The organism is Neobacillus sp. D3-1R (assembly GCF_052180215.1).
Classification (GTDB): domain Bacteria; phylum Bacillota; class Bacilli; order Bacillales; family Cytobacillaceae; genus Pseudoneobacillus.
Genome location: NZ_CP197471.1, coordinates 2,571,527 through 2,597,323, shown reverse-complemented (window position 1 = coordinate 2,597,323; position 25,797 = coordinate 2,571,527). Strand labels below are relative to the sequence as shown.

At 34.9% G+C, this 25,797-nt stretch carries 21 protein-coding genes; 14 read left to right on the top strand and 7 right to left on the bottom strand.

All coding sequences use genetic code 11. The features are described 5' to 3' along the window. The first annotated feature begins 188 nt into the window (after positions 1 to 188). The 6 genes from hutU to ACSBPO_RS13270 all read left to right on the top strand — a co-directional run bounded on the left by hutU (position 189) and on the right by ACSBPO_RS13270 (position 7,061). Complete coding sequence (gene hutU / locus ACSBPO_RS13295; protein ID WP_442594013.1) at positions 189 to 1,850, top strand: urocanate hydratase; 1,662 nt, start codon at positions 189 to 191, stop codon at positions 1,848 to 1,850. A gap of 12 nt (positions 1,851 to 1,862) precedes the next feature. Beyond that, positions 1,863 to 3,140, top strand: coding sequence for an imidazolonepropionase (hutI, locus tag ACSBPO_RS13290; protein WP_442594011.1), 1,278 nt, complete (start codon positions 1,863 to 1,865; stop codon positions 3,138 to 3,140). After that, on the top strand, positions 3,134 to 4,126 hold the full coding sequence (locus tag ACSBPO_RS13285; protein ID WP_442594009.1) for an agmatinase family protein: 993 nt from the start codon (positions 3,134 to 3,136) through the stop codon (positions 4,124 to 4,126). The genes hutI and ACSBPO_RS13285 overlap by 7 nt, the downstream gene beginning before the upstream one ends. Positions 4,127 to 4,234: 108 nt before the next feature. After that, entirely contained in the window at positions 4,235 to 4,369 is a 135-nt protein-coding gene (locus ACSBPO_RS13280; protein ID WP_442594007.1) for a hypothetical protein, read from the top strand. A gap of 250 nt (positions 4,370 to 4,619) precedes the next feature. Next, positions 4,620 to 5,813 (top strand): DHH family phosphoesterase, encoded by a 1,194-nt coding sequence (locus ACSBPO_RS13275; RefSeq protein ID WP_442594005.1) that lies wholly within the window; start codon positions 4,620 to 4,622, stop codon positions 5,811 to 5,813. A gap of 75 nt (positions 5,814 to 5,888) precedes the next feature. Beyond that, positions 5,889 to 7,061, top strand: coding sequence for a D-alanyl-D-alanine carboxypeptidase family protein (locus ACSBPO_RS13270; RefSeq protein ID WP_442594003.1), 1,173 nt, complete (start codon positions 5,889 to 5,891; stop codon positions 7,059 to 7,061). Between the two features lie 9 nt (positions 7,062 to 7,070). Here the strand turns inward: ACSBPO_RS13270 and modB are convergent, their stop codons facing one another. Together modB and ACSBPO_RS13260 are read right to left on the bottom strand one after the other, a co-directional pair. Further along, the gene (gene modB, locus ACSBPO_RS13265) at positions 7,071 to 7,733 is read right to left on the bottom strand and encodes a molybdate ABC transporter permease subunit (protein ID WP_442594001.1); all 663 of its coding nucleotides are present in this window, start codon (positions 7,731 to 7,733) and stop codon (positions 7,071 to 7,073) included. 153 nt (positions 7,734 to 7,886) lie between these two features. Beyond that, positions 7,887 to 8,129: a YkuS family protein gene (locus ACSBPO_RS13260; RefSeq protein WP_442593999.1), complete on the bottom strand. Its 243-nt coding sequence runs from the start codon at positions 8,127 to 8,129 to the stop codon at positions 7,887 to 7,889. A 115-nt stretch (positions 8,130 to 8,244) separates the two neighbouring features. Between ACSBPO_RS13260 and ACSBPO_RS13255 the strand changes: the two genes are divergently transcribed. Further along, positions 8,245 to 8,385 (top strand): YuzL family protein, encoded by a 141-nt coding sequence (locus tag ACSBPO_RS13255; protein ID WP_442593997.1) that lies wholly within the window; start codon positions 8,245 to 8,247, stop codon positions 8,383 to 8,385. Between the two features lie 41 nt (positions 8,386 to 8,426). Here ACSBPO_RS13255 and ACSBPO_RS13250 read toward each other — a convergent pair whose 3' ends face one another. Then, positions 8,427 to 10,046: an ABC-F family ATP-binding cassette domain-containing protein gene (locus tag ACSBPO_RS13250; protein WP_442593995.1), complete on the bottom strand. Its 1,620-nt coding sequence runs from the start codon at positions 10,044 to 10,046 to the stop codon at positions 8,427 to 8,429. Between the two features lie 178 nt (positions 10,047 to 10,224). Between ACSBPO_RS13250 and ACSBPO_RS13245 the strand changes: the two genes are divergently transcribed. After that, a complete protein-coding gene (locus ACSBPO_RS13245) occupies positions 10,225 to 12,579 on the top strand; it encodes a penicillin acylase family protein (protein WP_442593993.1) in 2,355 nt (784 codons plus the stop codon). A 541-nt stretch (positions 12,580 to 13,120) separates the two neighbouring features. Here the strand turns inward: ACSBPO_RS13245 and ACSBPO_RS13240 are convergent. Further along, positions 13,121 to 13,720: an SCO family protein gene (locus tag ACSBPO_RS13240; protein ID WP_442593991.1), complete on the bottom strand. Its 600-nt coding sequence runs from the start codon at positions 13,718 to 13,720 to the stop codon at positions 13,121 to 13,123. A gap of 627 nt (positions 13,721 to 14,347) precedes the next feature. Here ACSBPO_RS13240 and ACSBPO_RS13235 point away from each other — a divergent pair. From ACSBPO_RS13235 to ACSBPO_RS13225, 3 genes are all read left to right on the top strand, one after another. After that, a complete protein-coding gene (locus ACSBPO_RS13235) occupies positions 14,348 to 16,279 on the top strand; it encodes an endonuclease MutS2 (RefSeq protein WP_442593989.1) in 1,932 nt (643 codons plus the stop codon). 190 nt (positions 16,280 to 16,469) lie between these two features. Next, positions 16,470 to 17,297, top strand: coding sequence for a formate/nitrite transporter family protein (locus ACSBPO_RS13230; protein WP_442593987.1), 828 nt, complete (start codon positions 16,470 to 16,472; stop codon positions 17,295 to 17,297). Positions 17,298 to 17,775: 478 nt separating this feature from the next. Further along, the gene (locus ACSBPO_RS13225) at positions 17,776 to 18,963 is read left to right on the top strand and encodes an MFS transporter (protein ID WP_442593985.1); all 1,188 of its coding nucleotides are present in this window, start codon (positions 17,776 to 17,778) and stop codon (positions 18,961 to 18,963) included. A gap of 10 nt (positions 18,964 to 18,973) precedes the next feature. Here the strand turns inward: ACSBPO_RS13225 and ACSBPO_RS13220 are convergent, their stop codons facing one another. Further along, positions 18,974 to 19,099, bottom strand: a complete 126-nt coding sequence (locus ACSBPO_RS13220) for a hypothetical protein (protein WP_442593983.1) — start codon at positions 19,097 to 19,099, stop codon at positions 18,974 to 18,976. Positions 19,100 to 19,212: 113 nt separating this feature from the next. Here ACSBPO_RS13220 and ACSBPO_RS13215 point away from each other — a divergent pair, with 113 nt between their 5' ends. After that, complete coding sequence (locus ACSBPO_RS13215; protein WP_442593981.1) at positions 19,213 to 19,359, top strand: cold-inducible protein YdjO-related protein; 147 nt, start codon at positions 19,213 to 19,215, stop codon at positions 19,357 to 19,359. Positions 19,360 to 19,384: 25 nt separating this feature from the next. On the opposite strand, the gene ACSBPO_RS13210 is transcribed toward ACSBPO_RS13215, so the two are convergent. Further along, entirely contained in the window at positions 19,385 to 19,570 is a 186-nt protein-coding gene (locus ACSBPO_RS13210) for a hypothetical protein (RefSeq protein WP_442593979.1), read from the bottom strand. 704 nt (positions 19,571 to 20,274) lie between these two features. Beyond that, on the bottom strand, positions 20,275 to 20,409 hold the full coding sequence (yhfH, locus tag ACSBPO_RS13205; protein ID WP_442593977.1) for a protein YhfH: 135 nt from the start codon (positions 20,407 to 20,409) through the stop codon (positions 20,275 to 20,277). A 263-nt stretch (positions 20,410 to 20,672) separates the two neighbouring features. Here yhfH and ACSBPO_RS13200 point away from each other — a divergent pair, with 263 nt between their 5' ends. Continuing rightward, a complete protein-coding gene (locus tag ACSBPO_RS13200; RefSeq protein WP_442593975.1) occupies positions 20,673 to 23,216 on the top strand; it encodes a PAS domain S-box protein in 2,544 nt (847 codons plus the stop codon). 121 nt (positions 23,217 to 23,337) lie between these two features. Then, the gene (gene fdhF, locus ACSBPO_RS13195; protein WP_442593973.1) at positions 23,338 to 25,431 is read left to right on the top strand and encodes a formate dehydrogenase subunit alpha; all 2,094 of its coding nucleotides are present in this window, start codon (positions 23,338 to 23,340) and stop codon (positions 25,429 to 25,431) included. Positions 25,432 to 25,797 lie beyond the last annotated feature (366 nt).

Sequence of the window (25,797 nt, the reverse complement as noted above, 5' to 3'; positions counted from 1 at the left end):
TTTAATGTGTTAAATTGAAAAATCTAAAAAATCTTTAAAAACATAAGAAAATTATAAAAAAATAAAATTAAAATCTTAGTTTATTACTATTAAGTTAACAAAATTATAAAAATTCAATAAAATATTACATACTTAAATGAAAAAAATCATCTTACACTATTAATATATTTAGAAACGGAGGGATAGAAATGAAAGCGGATACAAAGAGAGTAATCAAAAATTATACTGGAACAGAATTGCATACAAAAGGCTGGATTCAAGAAGCTGCTTTAAGAATGCTGATGAATAATCTAGATGAGGAAGTAGCGGAAAGACCGCATGATTTAGTCGTTTATGGTGGAATTGGCAAGGCAACTCGAAATTGGGATTGCTACGACGCAATTGTGGAAACCCTAAAAAATTTAGAAAATGATGAAACACTATTAGTCCAATCAGGGAAGCCTGTTGCTGTTTTTAAAACACACACAGATGCACCTAGAGTCTTACTAGCAAACTCAAATCTAGTACCTGCATGGGCAAACTGGGAAACTTTCCATGAGCTTGATAAAAAGGGCTTAATGATGTATGGCCAAATGACAGCAGGAAGCTGGATTTATATTGGCAGTCAAGGGATTGTTCAAGGAACATATGAAACATTTGCTGAATTAGCACGTCAGCATTATTCAGGTACATTAAAACAAACCATCACCTTAACAGCAGGTCTTGGAGGTATGGGTGGAGCTCAAACGCTTGCTGTCACGATGAATGAAGGTGTATGTATAGCGATAGAGGTGGATGAAACAAGAATTCAACGTCGTTTAGATACAAAGTACTTAGATGTTAAAACTGATTCATTAGATGAAGCTATTCAGATGGCGAAGGAAGCGAAGGCTGCTGGGCGTCCATTATCAATAGGTCTATTAGGAAATGCGGCAGAGCTTTTACCATTAATGCTTGAAAAAGGCTTTATACCTGATGTCCTAACAGACCAAACCTCTGCCCATGACCCATTAAATGGATATATTCCAGTTGGTTATAGTTTAGAAAAAGCAGCTGATTTACGAAAGTCGGAACCAGCAGAATATATAAAACTTTCTAAACAAAGTATGGCAACTCATGTTAAAGCAATGTTAGAGATGCAAAAGAGAGGTGCGATAACTTTTGATTATGGTAATAACATTCGCCAGGTAGCGAAGGATGAAGGAGTAGCATCAGCTTTTGATTTTCCTGGTTTCGTTCCTGCCTATATTCGACCATTATTTTGTGAAGGAAAAGGTCCTTTCCGTTGGGTAGCGCTGTCAGGTGACCCGGAGGATATCTATAAAACAGATGAAGTTATTTTAAGAGAATTTGCGGACAATGAGCATTTATGTAAATGGATAAAAATGGCGCAAGAAAAAATTCAATTCCAGGGTTTACCTTCTCGAATTTGCTGGCTTGGCTACGGGGAACGTGCCCGATTTGGAAAAATCATTAATGACATGGTGGCAAAAGGTGAATTAAAAGCTCCAATCGTCATTGGACGAGACCACTTAGACTCTGGATCAGTTGCTTCTCCTAATCGTGAGACAGAAGGGATGCTAGATGGAAGTGATGCTGTTGCGGACTGGCCAATTTTAAATGCGATGATCAATGCGGTTGGTGGTGCTAGCTGGATTTCCGTACACCATGGCGGTGGTGTTGGGATGGGATACTCTCTACATGCTGGAATGGTGATTGTGGCCGATGGTACGGAAGCTGCAGAAAAACGTTTAGAAAGAGTATTAACAACTGACCCAGGGATGGGAATTGTTCGACATGTGGATGCAGGCTATGATTTAGCCATAAAAACAGCAAAAGAAAAAGGCGTAAATATACCGATGATGAAATAAGGGGGATTTACTTTGCAACGAAGACCGCTTTTTATTGAAAATGCTGACCAGCTAATCACATTACAGGGCCATTCGGATCGACCTGCAACACATAAGGCCATGAGCGAATTATCTATTATCGAAAAAGGAGCTCTATGGATTGAAAATGGGGAAATAATTGCGATTGGAACAAGTGAGGATCTTAGAACAAGATATCATTCTAAATTAGAAATAGCAGACGTTATTGATGCAACTGGTAAGGTTGTTCTTCCTGGCTTAGTTGATCCTCATACTCATCTGGTGTTTAAGGGTACTAGAGAAGAAGAGTTTAATATGAGACTAAATGGTGCTACCTATATGGAAATCATGAACGCTGGAGGTGGAATTCATTCTACTACTTCCAAAACAAGGGAAGCAAACGAAGAGGAACTTTTTTCAGAGAGTATCAAGCGATTAGATAAGTTTCTTTTGCATGGTGTAACGACCATTGAAGCCAAAAGTGGTTATGGAATGGATTGGGAAACGGAATATAAACAATTAAAGGTTGCTAAACAACTGGATGAAAGTCATCCGATTGATGTGGTAAGAACTTTTATGGGGGCTCATGCCGTCCCAAAAGAATATAAAGAAAATCCCGATGCATTTGTTGAATTAGTTATACATGAAATGCTACCAAAAGTAGCCAAGGAAAAGCTTGCGGAGTTTAACGATGTTTTTTGTGAAAGAGGAGTTTTTACCCCAGAGCAGTCCCGCCTAATTTTAGAAGTTGGAAAAACATTTGGGCTTATTCCTAAAATTCATGCGGATGAAATAGAACCTTATGAGGGAGCAGAATTGGCGGCAGAGGTAGGGGCCATTTCTGCTGATCATTTGTTAAAAGCATCTGAAAAGGGTATTAAAGCTATGGCAGAAAAAGGGGTAATAGGGGTTCTTCTTCCAGGAACAGCCTTGTTTTTAATGACTGAAGCAGCAAACGGTCGAAAAATGATTGATTTAGGTTTACCGGTAGCTATCTCAACAGATTGTAATCCGGGCTCCTCTCCAACGGTTTCAACACCATTGATAATGAACTTAGCATGTCTGCATATGGGGTTAACGCCTGCTGAGGTAATAACAGCGTCAACAATTAATGCAGCCCATGCTATTAACCGTGCTCATGAGATAGGGAGCTTGGAAACAGGAAAGAAAGCAGATGTGTTAATTGCAAATGTATCAAATTATATGCAGCTTCAGTATCACTTTGGTATGAACCATACAGATACTGTCATTAAAAATGGAATGGTAGTAGTTAAAGGGGGAGTAAGATGTTAAAACTTCCGCTTGAACTTCCTTCCTTTTATTGGTCGCAAAATAAGACAGCGATAGATATAAAGGTAAAGGATTGGATCGAACAGCGTCTTCCTAATAGCGATGAATCACTATTGGAAAAACAGTGGGATATTGTATTATTAGGCGCACCGCTGTCAAGGTCCTCTATTAGTGCATCGGCAGCATCAGAATTTCCAGATCATTTTCGGAAAATGTGGAAAGGGTTTGGTACTTATAATATTGATACTGACCAAGATTTAAGAGATCTACGTGTTCTTGACTTGGGAGATATTGAGATGCATGTGACAGACATAAGTAAGTGTCACTCAAATATAAAGAAAGTGATGAATGGTGTAAGTAAATCCTTTTCGGAATCCCTTATATTTACGATTGGTGGTGACCATTCAATCACAGCAATGCTGGTTTCGGGCTTAAAGGATGTAGATCCTTCGAAAAAAATAGGAATCCTTCAATTTGATACCCATCTGGACTTGAGAGACTTAAAGGACCAAGGCCCATCAAACGGCACTCCGATTAGAAATCTAATAGAAAGCGGGATAGTGGAAGGGGAGAATGTTTATAACATAGGTTTACATGGCTTTTTTAATGGCCCTTCATTGATTAGTTATGCGAAAGAACAAAAGGTTAACTATATAACATTAAAGCAAGCAAGGAAAAAGGGGATAATGGAAACTGTTCAAGATGCCTTGTTAGAATTGGAAGCAAAGGTCGATTTTATATACGTAACCATCGATATGGATGTATTAGACATTTCTTATGCTCCAGGAGTACCCGCTTCTACACCGGGTGGCATGAGTACCACCGAACTATTTGAAGCTGTTTACACAGCAGGGACATCTTCTAAAATACGTGCTGTTGATATAGTATGTCTGGATCCAAACCGTGATTTAGCAGTTCAGCCCACTGTAAAAGCAGGTGTTCATACGTTTTTATCATTTGTCTCGGGTTTAATGAACAAACAAGTATAATGAAAAAATATTGAATACTGTAAGTGAATCCAATTTGGATTTACTTACAGTATTTTTTTGCATAAAGTCCTAAAAATAATTCAATCTTAAATGAGAGGAGGTTTTATTATGCCGAATAAGAGAAAAGGTCCATCATTTAAAGAAAGCTATGAATCAGACGGGAAGATGGGTGAAAAATCTAAGAAGAATCAGGAAAAAGGTAAGGAGATTGAATTTTTTAATACGACCCAAAGTAGCGAATAATTTCTATTCAAAACGGGCACTAAGGATAGTGTCTGTTTTTCTTTTTAGATTAAGGCTGTTTTCGTACAAATTGTGGTTTTGGTAAAAATCCCAGAAGCCTGATTTTTACATTTTTTCTTAAAAAGTGAGCAGCTCTTTTCTTGATTTTTACACGAGTTTTATCATTCTACACTAAGAAATCTCTTTTTTTAAATTAGATAAGCAACAAAGTTTTAGAAAAGAGCCTAGATTAATGAACAGGGGTGGAAATATGTATCATTTATTTACACATAACGACCTAGATGGTGTAGGTTGTGGAATCTTAGCAAAATTGGCTTTTGGAGAACAAGTGAATGTCCGTTATAACTCAATATCTAGTCTTGACCACCAAGTAGGACAGTACATAGAAAAATATAATGAGCAACAGAATTCTGATTACTTAATCATCACAGATTTATCAACTAATGAAGAAATTGCTCAAAAATTAAATGAAATGGTTAGTAAAGGCGCCAAGGTACTTTTAATCGATCACCATAAAACGGCCCTTCATTTCAATGACTATTCGTGGGGAATGGTAAAGGTAGAGTATGAACATGGAAAATTAGCATCAGCTACCTCGTTACTATACGATTATTTAAAGCAGCATCAGTTTATAGAGGAAACGAAGTCTGTAAGTGAATTTGTAGAATTAGTTAGGCAGTATGATACTTGGGAATGGGATGTTAACAATAATCAAAAAGCTAAAAGATTAAATGATTTATTTTATATGGTTTCAATTGATGAGTTTGAAGAGAAAATGGTTATGAGGTTACAGGAGCAGGAACATTTTGGCTTTGATGAATTTGAACAGAAACTGCTTGATATGGAAGAAGAAAAGATTGAGAGATATATTCGTAAAAAAAAGAGGGAGTTAATTCAAACATTTATAAATGATCAATGTGTCGGAATTGTTCATGCAGAATCCTATCATTCTGAACTAGGAAATGAACTGGGGAAAGAGAATTCCCATATTGATTATATTGCTATTTTAAACATGGGAGCCAAAAAAATCAGTTATCGAACGGTACATGACCATATAGATGTGTCGAGAGTTGCAGAACAGTATGGCGGTGGTGGTCATGCGAAGGCTTCTGGTTCTACAATGAATAAAGAAGCGTATTCTCTGTTTGTTGAAAAGGTATTCCCACTTGAATCAGTAAGAATGGATGCCTTTAAAAACAAATTTAACATAAAAGGTTCTCCAAAAGGTGTTTTATACGATAATCGTGGTGGAGAAAGGTTTTTTATATCACAGTTAGAAAACGGATCTTGGCAGGTTGAAACAGATCGACATGGAACGGTCAATACTTTTAAATCTTTTGCAGAGGCAGAATACGACATAAAGAGAAATCACACAGCATCATTAGTAAGAGATGAGCTATTTATTGATTACCTACTTGAGGTAAAACAAAGAAGTAAATGTTAAATGTCACCAGTTTAATTTTCCAAAAAAAAATTATGTTAAAATAAGATAATAGAAATCAGTTGATTGGAGAATGACATGAAATATATCAAATTTATTCTTACAATAACACTTGCTTTCTTTTTATCCACAGAACACTTTATGGCCGCTTCAACAGATAACAAGTTAACCATAAATAGTGAAGCTGCAATTTTAATGGATTCTCAATCTGGTGCCGTTTTATATGAAAAAAATGCAAATGAACGATTATATCCTGCAAGCTTAACGAAAATTGCAACAGCCATTTATGCCATTGAAAAAGGGAAGTTATATGAGATTGTAACAGTCGGTGCAAATGCTGTGAATGTAGAAGGAACAAAGGTTTTTTTAAATGAAGGAGAACAAGTTCCACTAAAACACCTTATCCAAGGGATGTTAATCAATTCTGGAAATGATGCCGCTATCGCTATTGCTGAATATCTTGATGGAGATATAGAGCATTTCTCAAATCATATCAATCAATTTCTAAGAGATGAAATTGGTGTAACTAATACAAATTTTACAAATCCAAATGGTCTTTTTGATGAAAATCATTATACCACAGCCTATGACCTGGGAATCATAACCAATTATGCTTTAAAAAATCCAACTTTTAAGGAGATTTTTGGGACAAAGGAATTAAAGTGGCATGGTGAATCTTGGGATACGACATTGCGCACACATAATCGTTTATTAAAAGGAGAGATTCCATTTGAAACAACGATTACTGGCGGAAAAACAGGATATGTGGATCAATCCAAACAAACCCTTGCTACAACAGCTACTAATGGGAAATTAAGCCTAACAGCGATTGTTTTAAAAAATGAAAGTAAAACCGAAATATATTCAGAAACAGTCGAATTACTTCGATATGGGTTTAAGCATTACCAAACTCTCCAGTTAGATTCATCAACCATTTATCAAGAAAATAAAAAACAGTATAGATTGAATCACCCAATCTATATCACTGAATCAGTAACCGGATCGGAGCCCTTTATTGATAAAAATGGACAACTAGTAATTTTAGATGAGTGGGGAAAGACAATACAGACTGTTCCTTTGAAAGAAATAAAAAAAGAGAGCAAACCAACAAAAGTAGCTTCCACAAAACATGATAGTGGGTTTTTATTGTATGCCGGTGGAGGAGGAAGTCTTTTACTTCTCCTAATCGGAATCTTATTTCTAAGAAAAAAGCATTTCCATCAATCAGATAAAATAAAAAGCTATGACTAACATAGCTTTTTATTTTCGACTTAAACTTGTACTTAAAAAAAGCATCAGGAAAGACAAGAGGATCATACATAAAACTAGAAACCAGGCCGTTTTTATATCGCCTGATTCTAGAGCTACGTAAATCGCAGTAGGGGCTGTTTGAGTTTTGCCTGGAATATTTCCCGCAAACATAAGGGTAGCACCAAATTCGCCTAGACTTCTTGCGAAACTTAATATCATTCCAGTAATGATAGATTTATAGGCTAATGGTAAGGAGATCTTTAAAAACACAACCCATTCACTTGCCCCGTCTACGCGGGCGGCTTCTTCAATGTCCTTATCAACGGCTTGAAATCCGGTTTTGACTGATTGATACATCAGGGGAAGAGAAACGATGGAAGCTGTCATAACTGCAGCCCACCATGAAAACATTAAGCTGGTACGAAAAAAGGAGTCAAATAGTTTTCCAATTGTACTATTACCACCAAAAATAATAATTAGAATAAAGCCAGTCACGGTAGGAGGAAGTACTAAAGGAAGCATCAGTACGGTTTCAACCAATACTTTACCTCTAAATGTGCCTTTGCCAATGAAAGTTGCTAAGGATATTCCTATAACTGCAACAAAAATCAAAGAAATAATGGATATTTGTAATGATAATTTAACAGGTGATAATAATTCGAAATATTCCATAATACCATCCATATAAAAATGTTGAGAGTTTATTAAATCTGATAAATAAAATTATATCGAAAAAAGAGCAAAACAAGAAGTAAAAATAATCACATTAAGGAATATGGATGTAAAAGAGAAGGGTCTGTACGCTTTGAACAGACCCTTTTCTTTTTATTGAAGTTTACTTTCAACTTGTTGACATACTTCATCAGCGGATAAACCATTTGCCTCAATAACAGACCCTTTTGTAAAAGTATCATGCATACCCATAACATTAGAGTCTAATCCTGTAACAACACAGCAAGAGCATCCATTTGCATCTGACTCCTGCTTTAGTTCCACTACGTCATATCCTTTTTCACGTAATGCTTGTTGGATGTTTGTAAGGGATTGTTCAACACCTATTTTAGCCATTAAAAACACCTCCTCCAACTTTAAGCTTTCCTATCCTCTAGGTGTTTATTCTTACTTTATCATCGTATAAGAGAGAAAACTTTATGGGACTATAAAAGATATGGAGGTGGCTAAAATGAGCAGTAATAGACGTAAAAAGGATCCTTCTACAATCGGATTAAACTCACCACAGGTTGAAGGCCAAGGAACCACGAACCAAGAAACAGGTAGAACAAAAATGCCTTCATCACGAAAAAAACAAGATAAAAATTTATAGCCATATACACAAAAGGAGCCGACTGTGTCGGCTCCTAAATATTATGCATACATTTCAGCAATTTGCTTTTGTAAGTCAGTGTTTTCTAGATACTCATCATATGACATGACTTTATCTACAATTCCGCTAGGTGTTAATTCGATAATTCTGTTAGCAATTGTTTGAACAAATTGATGGTCATGTGAAGCGAAAATCATAGAACCTTTATAGTTGATTAACCCGTCATTTAAAGCGGTTATGGATTCTAAATCAAGATGGTTAGTAGGCTCATCTAGAAGTAGAACATTTGAACCGCTTAACATCATTTTTGATAACATACAACGGACTTTTTCTCCCCCAGAAAGGACGCTAGCTTTTTTCAACACTTCTTCACCTGAGAATAGCATACGACCTAAGAATCCTCTTAAGAAGCTTTCACTGTCATCTTTAGGTGAGAATTGACGTAACCAATCAACCAGGTTAAGCTCACAGCCTTCAAAGAACTCTGAATTGTCTTTAGGGAAATAAGCTTGAGAAGTTGTAATTCCCCATTTAAAAGTACCGCTATCTGCTTCCATTTCACCCATTAATATTTTAAATAACGTTGTTTTAGCCATTTCATTCTTTCCAACTAAGGCGATTTTGTCATCCTTATTCATAATAAAACTAATGTTATCTAAAACCTTTACACCATCAATCGTTTTTGTTAAGCCGTCAACTCTTAATAAATCATTACCGATTTCACGTTCTAGAGTGAATCCAACATATGGATAACGACGAGAAGATGGTTTAATATCATCTAATGAAATCTTATCCAATAATTTTTTCCTTGATGTTGCTTGTTTTGACTTGGATGCATTTGCACTAAAGCGCGCAATAAAAGCTTGGAGCTCTTTTATTTTTTCTTCTTTTTTCTTATTTGTATCTGAAGCCATTCTTTGAGCAAGTTGACTTGATTCATACCAGAAGTCATAGTTACCTACGTAGATTTGAATTTTGCTGAAATCCAAATCTGCAATATGAGTACAAACTTTATTTAAGAAGTGACGGTCATGGGACACTACAATGACTGTATTTTCAAAGTTAATTAAAAATTCCTCTAACCATTGAATCGCTTTAATATCTAAGTGGTTCGTTGGCTCGTCTAATAAAAGAACGTCAGGTTTACCAAATAGGGCTTGAGCAAGTAATACTTTCACTTTCTCTCCACCTGTAAGGTCAGCCATTAATTTTGTGTGTAAATCTTCAGTGATTCCTAAACCTTTTAATAAAATGGCTGCTTCTGATTCTGCTTCCCAACCATTTAATTCAGCAAATTCACCTTCAAGTTCAGCTGCTTTCATGCCGTCTTCATCAGTGAAATTTTCTTTCATGTAAATAGCATCTTTTTCTTGCATGACCTCATACAATCTCGTATGACCCATAATAACAACTTTTAAAACTTCTAAATCCTCATATTCAAAGTGATTCTGTTTTAGGACGGCCATACGCTCATTTGGTCCTAAAGATACTGTTCCTGTCTGGGCTTCAAGCTCACCAGAAAGGATTTTTAAAAAAGTGGATTTTCCTGCACCATTTGCACCAATTAATCCGTAGCAGTTTCCAGGAGTAAATTTTATATTAACATCCTCAAAAAGCTTGCGATCACCATATCGTAAACCTACGTTTTGTACTGTTATCATTTTTACTTTTTCCTCCATCACAAAATATCCTTAAAATTATAGCATATATAAGCTTGAATTCCTATTTTATCTAACAATGAGTACCATTTTTATAGAAAATAATTTCCGGAAGATTCGAAAAATTAAAAGAGGAAATGGAAAATAAAGGGCGAAATAGTATGATCAAAGGGGTGAAGGAATGGAAGCTGTAATAAGAAATAAAAAGAAAACTAAAAAAGTAATGATTCGTTCTGTTGTAACACTACTGGTATTATTTTATTTAATTGTACTAACTTTTAACATTTATTTAGGTAGATCTTTACCTAAGACAAATGGACAATTAATACTTCCCATTCTCTCAGAGTCAGTAGTGGTAACCCGAGACTCGTATGGTGTTCCTCATATTCAGGCACAAAATGAAAAGGATTTATTCGTGGCACAGGGCTATGTCGAAGCTCAGGACCGCCTATTTCAAATGGATTTAAGCAGAAGGCAAGCTTCAGGCAGACTAAGCGAGGTTATCGGAAAAGCAACAATCGATAGAGATAAATATTTTCGTACCTTAGGGTTAAGAAGGGCTGCAGAAGACTCTTATAATCAATATTCGACAGATGGCAAAAATGTTTTAAATTGGTTTGCTGATGGGGTCAATCTCTATATGGAGGAAATGAAAAAATCTAATAAGTTACCAGTTGAGTTTACATTATTAGGGTATACACCTGAGCCTTGGAGTGCAGTGGATTCTTTAACTATCGGTAAATACATGGCATTCGATTTAGGAGGGCACTGGGAAGATCAAGCATTTAGGCAATATTTATTGCAAAATTTTTCAAAAGAAAAAGCATATGACTTATTTCCAACTTATCCTAAAGATGCACCATATATCATAGGTAAGGATGAGATTGATTTTGGTAAAGCATTTGCCGGAGCAGTGATTCCAGCAGAATTTAATGGCAGTAATAACTGGGTTGTTGCTGGAAGCAAAACTAAATCTGGCAAGCCTCTTCTTGCTGATGATCCGCATTTATCTTTGGGGACGCCCTCTATTTGGTATCAGATGCATTTAGAAGCACCAACAGTAAATGTAAGCGGTGTTATTTTTGCAGGAATTCCTGGTATCATTTTAGGCCACAATGAGTCAATTGCATGGGGAGTTACTAACACTGGGCCTGATGTTCAAGACTTATATATAGAAAAAAGAAACCCTGCTAATCCTAATGAATTTTTATTTAAAGACAACTGGGAAAAAGCCAAAATAATTAAGGAACCAATTAAAGTAAAAGGGGAGTCAGCCATTGACTACCAAGTAATGATTACTAGACACGGCCCAGTAATCTCTGATTTTGCTGGTGAAGTAGGAAAGGACAAGGTGTTATCGTTAAAATGGACAGCTCTAGAGCCGTCTCCAGAATTAGAGGCAGTTTTAAATATGAATAAAGCGAAGGATTGGGAGGGATTTGAAACAGCTTTGCAAAAGTTTCATACACCAACTCAAAATTTTGTATTTGCTTCGATAGATGGAACAATTGCTTATAAAGCAAATGGAAAAATTCCAATTCGAAAAAATGGAGATGGTTTACTTCCTGTACCGGGTTGGACCGGAGAGTATGAGTGGGAAGGATATATTCCTTTTAACGAACTTCCTAAGGTCGTAAATCCTCCTTCTGGCTTTATTTCGACAGCAAATAATAAGGTAATTAATGATCAATATCCATATCATATAAGCCACAATTGGGCACAACCATACAGACAAATGCGTATTCAAGAATTTTTAAATAGTAAAAATGATTTAACCATTGAAGATATGCAGGCATTGCAAATGGATCAATTAAATTTACAAGCAAGAGAATTTGTACCAATTTTACTTCAACATTTACCTGATATAAGGACGGAACAACAAAAAGAAGTAGTAAGAGTATTAAATAATTGGGATTATCAGGACCATGTGGATCAGGCAGCTCCATTAATATTTCATTTTTGGATGAAGAATATAAAGTCTAATCTTTTCAACGATGCGATTCCTGAAGAAATGATGAAATTGTTTGGCGGGCAAAAACAAGCCGTTGATGAATTAATCAGAAGGGCTGCTGCAAATCATGAAGGTCCATGGATAAAGGAAAAAGGCGGATTAAATCAAGTTGTTCAAACTACATTTGATAAAAGTATAAAAGATATTGAAACATTATTTGGTGAAAAAGTGGAGGATTGGAGCTGGGGGGATTATCACCAAGTTCAATTTTTTCATCCGTTATCGTCTGTTAGACCATTAAATTATCTTTTTAATTTTGAAAAAAATATACCTGTTGGGGGAAGTTCAGTAACAGTGCAGGCTGCATCCTATAGGGATGATGGAGTGGTAAATCACGGTGGATCATGGCGATTTGTTATTGACATGTCAAACCCAACAAAGGGATACCATCTAGTTGGTCCTGGTCAATCGGGTCATGTGCTAAGTGAATGGTATCATAACCAAATGGATGATTGGGCAAATGGAAATTATCATCAAACTAATATAAATGAAATAAGTGGCGAAAAGTTAATTTTAAAACCTTAGAATTTGTCAATAGTATTAAATGAAAAATATTCTGTTAAAAATTAATAAACTTCTCAAAATTTTCATATAAATCGGTTATAATATAGCTAGCCGGTTTTATGAGAAGGAGAAGTTAAACATGTCTAAAAAGAAAATGGTTGATTTAGTTAATCGTTTAAAACAATCCGGAATTAAAATAAGTCTTACAAAACCTAAATCGAATTATCATTTGCCGCTATTAGCTAACTCAAAATGTACAGTAAAACATTCATAAAATATAATATATTATACGCCAATAGCAATAAAACGAAAATCGGTCTATTTAATAATAGACCGATTTTTTATTATGGTTTAGGAATTTATAAAATATAAACTTGTGGATAACTTTAGAAGAAGTTTTTCGTAATCCAGCTCCAGCGCCTAGCCCCTCGATGGAGGAAAAAAGAGCATTTCCTCCTTGGTCAAATAACCTCTAGTGTAAGAAGTCGGAGTTCAGACTTCTAACACTAGAGAACATTTGCTTGTCGGGGCTGTTCAAGGCGCTTGCGCTTTTTGTTCTTGATTACAGGTTTTTCATTATTTCATCAAAAACTTCTTTTTTATTAAAATCCTCACCCATAGGGAATTTTTTGATGTATTTATTGTCTTTATCAACTAAAAAAGTAAAGGAGCTATGAACGAAATATCCGTCACCTGGATCGCGATATTGAAATTGAAAAGTATCTGCAATTTGACGAATTCTTTTATGACTCTCTGTCATGTCATTCAAATCACCAGTTAAGAATATCCAGCTGCCATTATTTTTAATTTCAAAGGTTTCCATGTATTTGTTTAATACTTCTTTTGTATCACGATAAGGATCTATGGTCACAGTAATAAATTCAACGTCCTTACCAAAGACGCCTTCTTTTTCAAGGTCATTTTTTAACATACTCATCTTTTGAGTAGTTGTTGGACATATATCTGGGCAATGTGTATAAATGAATTCTACTAATTTCACTTTTGTATGATCATCACCAAAGCGGTAATTTTCTCCGTTTTGATTAATTAGAGTAACATCTTCTGGAATTTGTGCATTAGCATCACGGATAAGGAAGAACGAAATTCCAGCTGCTATTCCAATAAACACCAATAAAAAACTAATAATAACTACTTTCTTCATATTGAAAACCTCCCTATCATTAAGATAAAGAAACTTTTTTAAAAAAGACATGGATAAAATGTGAACAAAATCATTATTCTGTATTTTTGTCCTTTATTCCATATTGCAGAACGATACAGGAAGGTGTGGTTTCTGTGATATCTTTAACGTTTAATAATAAAGCAAAGTCAATCAGAGGCCCATTGACATAATTTTTCATATTATGTATTATTAGGTTAATTCTTTTTATAAAGGAGTATGTTGTATGTTAGGTGTCGTTCTTAACTAAACCGTGAAATTAAATACGGACATTCCGAGCTAAAAAAAGCTTCCGTTGATGGAGGTTTATTTCTTATTGCATTGGAGTGAGGTTAAGAACAGTGTCATAGCAGACAAAATTACTAATTCAATTTTAGCTATGCTTCGTTTAGCATAGCTTTTTATTTTATTTGAATGGGTATAATTGTTAATCATACTAAACAGGGGAAAATCTGTTTATGTGAAGGCCGTAATGACGTTTGTTCATTATGGCCTTTTATTTTTTGTCGTAAAAGGGAAATAGACTGGTCAAAGTTCTTATCTCAACTCGGGTGTCCTATTTAATTGGAGAACGTAAAAATCGTTTTGAAATTAAAAGGAGAATAAACAATGAATAATCAAACGTTTGAAGTACTAGAGTTTAATCGAATTAAAGAAATGATTGCAAGTTACGCATTGACTCAAGAAGGTAAGAACCAAGTTCTACAATTATTTCCTTCCGTAAATAAAAGACAAATTGAGGGATGGCTAGCAGAATTAACAGAAGCAGTCTCTATTTTACAGATTAGTAGTAGCGTTCCTGTTCATGGGTTAGAAGGTATGGAGCAAATCCTAAAGGGCATTAATAAAGGGGTTGCTTTAAAAGCTGATCAGTTAATGAAGCTCCATCATTTTTTAGATTGCTGTAGTAAAATGAGAAGATTTATGAAAGATAAGGAACATGTTGCTCCTATCGTTACTTCCTATGTTTACTCTATCTCGGATTTACCTAATCTTGAAGCTGAGATTCAAAGGTGTATTAGAAATGGAGCCGTTGATGATTATGCGAGTAAAGAACTTTTAAAGGTGAGAAAGCAAAAAGCTATTTTAGAAGAGCGCCTGAAGGAAAAGGTATTGCAAATCTTAAAGTCTTCCAAATATAAAACGTATTTACAGGAAGCGGTTGTCAGTCAACGTGACGGCCGGTTTGTTATACCAATAAAAAAAGAATACCGAAATAAGATAAAAGGGAATGTGATTGATACCTCTGCTTCAGGTTCTACTATTTTTATTGAACCTGAAGAAATAGCTTCAGGTCAGGAACAGCTTGACTGGGTTATAATGGAAGAAGAACAGGAAATAGAAAAGGTCTTAATATACCTAACAGGACTTGTCGAAAGTCATGAATCAGAAATTCGCTTAGCGATGGAAACAATGATTCATTATGACTTTCTGTTTGCAAAAGCGAAATATAGCCGATTTATTGATGGTGTGCCAATTGGGATAAATGAAGAACATCACATATATTTGAAAAATGCAAAGCACCCACTTTTGGGAGATCTTGCTGTACCACTAAATCTCGAACTCGGCAATGGCTGCCACTCATTAGTGATTACAGGTCCAAATACAGGAGGAAAAACGGTAACGATTAAGACTGTTGGATTGTTAACAATCATGTTTCAATCAGGGCTTCATCTTCCTGTGGAAAGTGGATCTCAAATGAGTATTTTCCATAAAGTATTAGTAGATATTGGTGATGGGCAAAGTATTGAGCAAAACTTAAGTACCTTTAGTTCTAGAATTGTTAATATTGTTGAGATATTAAAGGAAGCCAACGATCGCTCGCTTGTATTGCTAGATGAACTAGGATCTGGAACTGACCCAGGTGAAGGGATGGGATTAGCAACAGCGATATTAGAACAATTGTATCTAAAAGGGTGTACGTTATTTGCAACAACGCATTATAGTGAAATAAAAGAATTTGCTTATCAGCATGAAGGATTTATTAATGGTTCAATGGAATTTGACTTAGAAACTTTAAGGCCAACTTATCGCCTTATTATAGGCAGAGGTGGGGATAGCCAAGCATTTGCCATTGCCTTAAAACTAGGATTACATCCGAAAATAATAGAAAAAGCTCATTTCATTACCTATAAAGAAACAAAAGAGTATAAAATACCTGAACAAGATTTTTCATTAAAAGCAGAGTTGGATAAACAGGTAATTATAAATCGACATCAACGTCGTGAAAAGAAAATAAAGGAAACAACAAGTCATATACAACTGTTTGAGATGGGTGATAATGTTAAAATCAGCTCAACTGATGAAATAGGAATTGTCTATAAAGGTCCGGATGCTAAAGGAAATTATATTGTTCAAATCAAAGGAGTAAAACAGGAAATCAATCATAAGCGATTGCATTTATATATTTCAAGTGCTGAGTTGTATCCAGCAGACTATGACTTTAATATTGTGTTTGACTCAGTAGAAAACCGTAAGAAAAAGAAACTGATGGAAAAAAGGCATATAGAAGGATTAAGTATAGAACACAACGAGGAATAAATACTTTATCAAATTAACGCGTCGGGGGTCAGACCCCCGACGCGTTAATTCGGTAAAGGACCATTTTTTGAGTTTTGTAAACGCTTAATAAATTGACATATTTCGTTCATTAACAAAAGGTAGAAATGGGTTTATGATGAATTTATCAAGATTGTGATGAAATTCACAAACAAAGAAAGGGTCTTGTGTGATGAATACATCTGCAATAGATTTAGTCATTGAGTTAGCGAAAAAGAAAAAGGGTTATTTAGAAACCTCACTGCTTCAATATTTAGTTAGAGCGGCTTTGTCAGGTGTTTACATTGGTTTTGGAATCATGATGTCCTATAGACTTGGAGAGTCATTTTTTGATGCACGCTCACCAGCTACCTCTTTAGTAAGTTCGATCTTTTTTGGTCTTGCTTTAGTTCTGATCATATATGGCGGGTCTGAATTGTTTACTGGCAATACGATGACATTTGTTATTAGTACCCTAAAAAAAGAGACCACTTGGAAGGACACCATTGAAAATTGGATTACCTGTTATTTAGGAAATTTAATGGGAGCTATTGGATTTGCTTTCATGGTGATGTTATCCGGATTATTTTCTTCACTAGACAATAGTCAATATCTTATGAATGTAGCAAGTCATAAGATGGAATTATCTACAATGGAATTATTTTTTAGAGCAATTCTTTGTAATTGGCTCGTATGCCTAGCAGTTTGGATTCCATTAAATATAAAAGGAGATGGAGCGAAGATTAGTGCGATGCTTTTATTGGTGTTTGCCTTTGTAGCTTCGGGATTTGAACATAGTGTAGCTAATATGGTTACCTTTTCCATTTCCTTAGCAGTTCCTCATCTTGAAGCTATTACTTTAACAGGTGCCATTCATAATTTAATTCCAGTAACCATTGGAAATATCATTGGTGGTGGTTTCTTTGTAGGTTTCCTCTATGTTTACTTGTCTTCCAAGCCTAAAGCAACAAATTTAATGCCAGTTATAAAAGAGGATACTCTGCAAACAAAAATTTCATAACAACAATCTAGACGGACCAAGCTTCGCAAAATCAAAATGGCTAAAATGGGTCCGTCTTTTATTTATATGGCTCTGTTAAACTTGGTTGTTGATTTCCGCTCCAGGCGCTTCGCTTTCCGTGGGCGTTTCGGTGAGCCTCCTCGGCGCTTGCGCCTCCGGGGTCTCCCCTGAACCGTACTCCCACAGGAGTCTTCGCGCCTTCCGCTCCAATCAACAGGTTATAAAAAATCAACAATGTACTTTAACACAGCCATTTATATAAAAAATAACACTTTATTCTTACAGAGTGTTATTAAAGAAATGGATATTTTAACTAATCGTTGACTGGAGCATCCTGTAGTGGAAGTCAACTTCTACATAATAGCAACAATGCTTACCAAGACAGTCAAAAAGTTACCCTTCCCATCAAATCATTCACTATAAAATACCAATTAATGTTACAATGGTTAAGTTAATTTTTTGTATTTGGAGAGTGAAGATGAATACTTTAGAACGATCACAATTAAAAACATTAAAGAGCTTCTACCTTCTAACATTTTTTGGAATAGGAAGTATGTATCCATTATTAAGTGTATATTTGAGGGATGTTCAGAAGATGAATGGTTATGAAATTGGACTTATTCTGTCCATTGGTCCTATCATTATGATCTTCTTTCAGCCTTTATGGGGAATGTTATCAGATAATGTAAAAAAGCCGACAAAGTTATTAATGATAACCACCATCTTAGCTGGGCTATTGTCTTTAGGATTCACCATGTTTGAAGATTTTTATGGTTTATTTTTGATTGCTTTAATGGTTTCAGTTTTCCAAAGTGCAATCATACCTATATCTGATAGTATCTCCTTAAAATTTTCAACGAGAATAAAGGAGAATTACGGAAATATCCGTTTATTTGGTTCCTTAGGATTCGGCTTAGCTGTTTTTATAATGGGTAAATTATCAGAGCATTTTGCGATAAGTATCTTTATTTCTTTTTGCGTATCATTAGTCCTAGCTTCATTACTGACTACTAAAATTCCTAACGAAAAAATTGATGCTAAAATGAAAATTTTTACTGGTATAAAGGAATTATTCGCTATTAAAAAATTTACGATTTTTTTGGTTGTAACGTTTATGATTTTTGGTCCAAACTTAGCTAATAATTTTTACTTTAGTTTATTTATTCAAGACCGTGGTGGAACATATACAGGAATAGGGATTGCCTTTTTAGTTGCTGTTCTCTCCGAAATTCCATTTATGCGAGTAGCAGGAAATTGGATAAATAAAATTGGGATTCTTCAAGTGGCTACACTTGCGGGGGTAATTAGCTGTTTAAGATGGCTTTTATATTTTTCTGAACCAAACTTAAACATTATATACATTACTTCTGTCATTCAAGGCTTTTCAATTGGCCTGTTTATTCCGGCAGCACTTCAATATATTCGGGAAATAACACCCGTTCAAATTACTGCTACAGCTGTAACAATTTATTCAGCAATAGGAAATGGTTTAGGGAACTGGTTTAGTACCTTTATTAGTGGAATTATTTATGAAGAATTAAATATCTATTTTGTTTACTTATTTTTCTTTGTAATGGGGTTAATTGGAGTGTTATTAACCATGTGGTTAGTTCGTAAAGAAAAAGGACACTCCTATAAAAGGGCAAATTTAGCAGAAGGCAGGTAATATACCTGCCTTATCTTTTTAAATATTTTTCTGCTAATAATTTTTTAACCTGGTTATAGGAAAGCCCAGATTCAGAATTCAATTTTTTAACTTCTTCAATATCAGTGCCTACAATTGTTTTTTTTCGATTAGTCATCCTGTTACTCCTTTTAAAAAATTTGTTAAAAAAAGCTTTTTTAGTTAATACTATGAAAAAAGGAGGCGATTATTATATTTTTTGGTAAAAAATCACTCGAAGAAAAAGAAGAGATGGTATACATAAGTACAGACGTATATTCCTGTGCTGATGAAAATTGCAAAGGTTGGATGAGAAAAGAATACGCAACCGATGATTTACTGTGCCCAATTTGTGGAAATGAAACAATTCATGAATTGAGAGAACTACCAAAAATCTGACCCATTTCTTAATGGGTCAGAACCATTACAAATTTTCATTTTGCTGTTTTATCTCTTCACCAGTTATAAATGCATTAGCTTCTTCTAATTCTTTATGTCCATCAACAGAGTCACCAGGGATATTTTTTGCATTTGGAAAGTTGTCATCATTTTGAATCGTAACTTGTTGTCTAGATGGGCTATTAGTTAAATAATTATCTTTTTCAGTCAATGTGATCACTCCTTGATTAAAGATTTTGCAGATTAGTTTAGGATTATACATCTTCTGAATGTTAGCTTAAAAAAGCTTCACAATAATGTAACAACTTATGCGTTTAAAGGTATTTTTTAGATGTATACTAAAGGTGTAAGAAGTTAACATCTTTGGAGGCTCAACCATTCAGTGTTCGTTCCGAGATAATGTGAACGATTGACAATTGAATAGTTGAATCATACGCTCAAGTAAGAAGCATTTTCAGGTTGTTCTTTACTTTTAAAGAAATAAACCCATGAATATTGGATAGTTTAATGAAACTAGCTTGGATGCTAAACTGTTTAGAGCCTATAGGAAGTAGATATACGTTCTAAAGCGTTTTAAAGCCAGCTGCTCTTAAAGTTACCAGAGTAAGGTTTCAATGACTTAACGAATCCAGTTTAATGGATAAGAAGATAACCTATAATGTTTACTTTAAATTGGGCGGGAAAAATCGGGTCTTTAGGTAAGACTCAAAGAAAGTATTGTTTCGATTTGAATAACCATTAATGTTATATCCATCGGAACAAACACACATTGGGTAAACTACCAATGTACATGGTTGGGTCCCCAAAGATGTTAAAAAAGCTCGCTGACTAATGTTCAGTGAGCTTTTTTCATGTTTTAGGAAAAATAATATTATGTTGTTAAACGGGTGGCATACTTTTGTTCTTTTGTATCATCTATTCCTGTTTTTTCGATAAACAACGATCACACTCTAATAAATAAGATTCTGCCTGTTCTTGAATATGTTGGCCACATTCCGCACAAACCTTTTTTGGTAAATTCTTAAAAAATTCTACAGGACTTTGTAACATGATAATTCCTCCTTTTTATAAAACAGTTTTAATATATTTAGAGTTGTTATAGTACAGTATAATCCTGATTGATCAAAAAGTGTATACTTTTTTATGAAATATAAAAAAATGGGCAAAATATATCATGATAACATTAAAGTCAAGGTCTTTATGGCATTATTTGTGAACTTTTTTTGAAAATATTCCACTTCCATAGATTATTAGTTTAGATTACAATCATCTTATAACTTATTTATTATCTAAGGGGGTAGATTCAAAAGGATATGACAACTTCACTAATTGCTTCAAACCCAGTTATGATACTTGTGGCAATCGTTTTAACGATTATGTCTTCATATACAGCATTCGACTTGTTTACCCTTATTACTTCATCAGAACGAAATAAACGATTCCTATTTTTAGGTGGTACTTTCGCTTTTGGTATTGGAATATGGGTAATGAATTTTTTAGGGATGCTATCAGCAGACCTAAATCGTTATGCGAACTACGATATAGGTTTAACCTTGTTATCGTTAATTACCGGTATTTTATTTACAGGAATTGCTTTTTCAACACTTTTGAAAAATAAGGCTAAAAAGTTTCAACTTATTTTTGGTAGTTTATTTCTAACCTTTGCAGTGTTTTCAGTCCATATTATTGGAATGTATGGAATGAATATGAATATTAACTTTCACTTTTTTCTTTTTGCCCTATCTTTTGCTTTAATATTTGGATCTTTTCTTTTTTCGCTTTGGATCCTATTTCTTTCTAAAGAATCTTCAAACCAAACTCAATTATGGTTAAAACCAATAAGTTCCCTAATTATTTCAGGTGCAGTGGTAGAAGGTCACTATTTATTAATGCGTTCAGCAGTCTTCACTTCAAAAGAAAACATTATCCAAACTAATACAACACAAGAAATGTTTATATTGGTACTAGTACTAGTTGTTGCTGTTTTTATCCTTACTGGATTAATTGGAACAAATGCACTAATTAGTAAGCGTTTAGTTAAAAGTGATACAAATTTGAAGGATATTACAGCTGCTTTGGATGCATCATCTATTGTTGCTATTACAGACGAGAAAGGGAATATTACTTTTGTAAACCAGAAGTTCGTAGAGATATCCGGTTATGAAGAAAATGATCTTTTAGGACAAAATCATAATATCCTTAATTCGGGTTACCACTCTCCAGCTTTCTTTAAAAATCTTTGGGGAACGATCGGTAAAGGGGAAATATGGAAAGGGGAAATCCGTAATAGAGCAAAGAATGGATCCTATTATTGGGTTGATACAACCATTGTTCCTTTTCTGAATAATAAAGGAAAACCATACCAATATGTATCCATTCGAAGTGATATTACTACCCGAAAAGAAGCAGAAGAAAAAGTAATAAATACATTAAAAGATATTAAAGACATAACATTCGCTCTAGATCAATCTTCCATTGTGGCTATTACAGATGCAAAAGGAAAAATTACGTATGTAAATGATAAATTTTGTGAGATTTCTAAATATACGGAGGATGAATTATTAGGTCAAGACCATCGAATCTTAAATTCGGGATATCATTCGCCGTACTTCTTTAAAAGCCTGTGGGGAACCATTGGAAATGGGGAAGTTTGGAAAGGTGAAATATGTAATCGTGCAAAAGATGGGTCTACCTATTGGGTTGATACAACCATTGTTCCATTTTTAAATACTAATGGTAAACCTTACCAGTATATTGCGATTCGAACAGATATTACCAATCGTAAAACAACTGAAGTACATCTTAAAGAAACATTAAAAGAAATAAGTGATTTCAAATTTGCTCTTGATCAATCGTCCATTGTCGCGATTACAGATGCAAAAGGTATTATCACCTATGTAAACGAAAACTTTTGTAAGATTTCTAAATATAGCACAAAAGAACTTATTGGACAGGATCACAAAATCTTAAACTCAGGAAATCATCCAAAATCTTTCTTTAAAGAGCTGTGGAAAACAATTGGTAATGGTCATGTTTGGAAAGGTGATATCCAAAATAAAGCGAAAGATGGGACGCTTTATTGGGTAGATACTACGATTGTTCCTTTCATCAATGAGTATGGAAAGCCATATCAATATTTGGCGATTCGAAATGATATTACGGAGAAAAAGCGTACGGAGGAAATTGTTCATCGTCAAGATAAACTGGCTGCTGTGGGACAATTAGCGGCAGGAGTGGCCCATGAAATTCGAAATCCATTAACATCGATGAAAGGATATACGGAGTTCCTTAGCTTAGATGAAACAGATCCACAGCGAAAAGAATTTTTAGATATTATCCTTGATGAAATCGATCGAGTTAACAATATAGTGGAAGAATTTATGGTCTTAGCAAAACCAAAGATGATTGAACTAGAAGAAAAGAATATTATTCCAATTATTAAAAATGTTGTTTCCCTACTCGAATTTGAAGCAAGAAAGAAAAATGTACGTCTTCAATTAGAATGTCAGGAAGAAATTATTCAAGTTGAATGTGATGAGAATCGGTTAAAACAGGTTTTCCTAAATTTTATCAAGAATGGAATTGAGGCAATGCCAAATGGTGGCGATTTAATCGTTAAGACATTTGTAAATGAACAAAGTGTTCAAATATCCATTCAAGATACCGGTATAGGAATATCTGAAGAAAAACTTCAAAAATTGGGCGAACCATTTTTTACTACTAAGAAAAATGGCAATGGACTCGGTTTGATGGTAAGTTTTAAAATTATTGAAAACCATAATGGTCGTGTTTATGTTGAAAGTGAGCTAAATAAAGGAACAACATTTAATATCTTACTACCTGCTAAAACTGCATAAACAAAATGAAAACGGAAAGGTAACTTTCCGTTTTTTTATTTGGTTATTTAATTTGTCAGAAAATGTTCAACATTCTTGATAGAAAAATATACTAATATGATAGTAGGGAATATATTTTTAAATGCTTGTCTATTGTGAAGGAGGGGATTTGATGGAGGATACAAAGCATGTTAAAACGGTATGTGGCTATTGTGGAACAGGATGTGGACTAGTTCTTGAAGTAAATAATAATCGTATTACTAAGATTCGTGGAGATAAGGATGCTCCAGTTAATAATGGTCAAACCTGTGTAAAAGGTGCTTTTGCTTATGAATATGTTCATGCTGATGAAAGGTTAAAGCATCCTCTTATTAGAAAGGCAGGGAAACTTGTTCAAGCTACGTGGGATGAGGCTTATGAATTCATTGCCCAAAAGCTAAATCAAATAAAAGCTGATTGGGGAACAGATGCTATCTCCATGTTTGCTTGTGCGAGAAGTACCAATGAATCAAACTATGTTACTCAGAAATTTATGCGAACTGTCATTGGAAATAACCATATAGATGGTTGTAACCGAACGTGACACGCACCAAGCGTTGCCGGTCTGGCAACTATTTTTGGAAGCGGTTTCCCTACGAATACTTTAGATGATTTTTATGAAGCAAAGGTATTGCTTTTAATGGGTTCAAATACAACTGAAGCCCATCCGATTATTGCAAATCGAATTAAAAAGGCAGCAAAAGCAGGCTTAAAAGTAATTGTGATCGATCCAAGAAAGATTGATATGGTAAAGATCGCTCATCGCCATCTACAGCTGCAAGTTGGTTCAGACATTGCCTTAATCAATGCGATGATTCGCGTTATTATGAAGGAAAAACTATACAACCCTAATTTTATTGAACAATTTACCGTGGATTTTGGGGAATTGGAAAAACAAGTTGAAAGATACACACCTGAATATGCCTCAATGGTTACTGGTTTGTCACCAGATGAAATTATAGAGACTGCAAGAGAATACGCTACTTCAGGAAATTCGATGATTGCTTATACTCTTGGCATAACTGAACATCATTGTGGAGTAAATAATGTTTTAGATATTGCTAATCTTGCTTTATTAACTGGGAATATAGGGAAAAAGGGTACAGGAATCATGCCACTTCGTGGTCAAAATAATGTTCAGGGTGCCGGTGATATGGGGTGTTTACCAAACCAATTACCAGGAGCAATCAGTATCTTAAACGATGAATATCGCAATCGTTTTGAAAAAGATTGGGGTATTAAAATACCTACGAAGGTAGGAGATACTCAAACAAGAACCTTTGAAAAAATGGAAAACGGTCAAGTAAAGGCACTTTATTGTATCGGTGAAAATCCAATACTAGCAGATGTTAATATGAACCATACCCGAAAAATATTTGAGAAGCTAGAGCTACTTATTGTTCAGGATATCTTTATGACGGATACAGCAGAAATAGCGGATGTTGTTTTACCAGCTGCATCATGGGGTGAAGTAGATGGTACCTATACCAATACGGACCGCAGAATACAGAGGGTAAGAAAAGCCGTGGAGCCGTATCCAGATGTGAAAGAGGATTGGGCGATCCTTTGTGAACTGGCTGCCAAGATGGGTTATCCAATGGAGTATGAAAACAGTGAAGAAATCTGGAATGAATTAAGAAGACTTTCACCAGAAATGTATGGTGGTATTTCTTATTCTAGATTAGACAAGGAATACAGTATCCATTACCCTTGTCCTAATGAAAGTCATCCTGGAACGTATATTCTTCATGAGAAATTCCATGAAAATAATAACCCTTCTGGTTGGAAATCAAAATTTGTACCTGTAACGTATACTGAGCCAATAGAATTGCCAGATGAGGAATATCCTTTCACCTTAACAACGGGTAGACGTTATGAGTCATACAACACTCACATGCAAACTAGATATTATGCTCCAGGTGTTAAAGTGAAGCAAACAGAGGAAACAGTGGATATCCATCCTGTAGATGCAGCGAAATTAGGCATTGAAAATGAAAGTGTAGTCGAAGTTTCCTCAAGAAGGGGCAGTTTAAAAGTAAAAGCAAAAGTGACAGACCAAGTTGTACCAGGTCTCGTATTTATGAGCTTTCATTGGAGAGAAGTTCCAACCAATGTGTTAACGATTAATGAATTTGATCCCATTTCAGGTACAGCTGAATTTAAGGCATGTGCAGTTAATATTAAATTAGCAGAATAGTAAGTAACGGACTTGTCTAATTCAATGGATAAGTCCGTTTTCTTTTAATTTGGCTCTGTTAAAGAGCAGTGTTGCTTTTTAACAAAGTTGATTGGAGAGGAAGGTACGAGACTCCTGCGGGAGCAGCGGGACAGGTGAGACCTAGTAAAATGGTCCACAAGAGGGACCATTTGTACCCCACAGGAGCGATAGCGACGAGGAGGCTCACCGCACGCCCCAAGGAAGAATTTGATTTTTGAAAAAGCCGGCAGTAGGGCTTTTTCATAATTCTTCCCGCGGAAAGCGAGTGCCTGCAGCGGAAATCAACATTCTTGTTTAACAGAGCTTTTTATTTAAATTAATTTTTAAAAAATACATCTTTTTCCA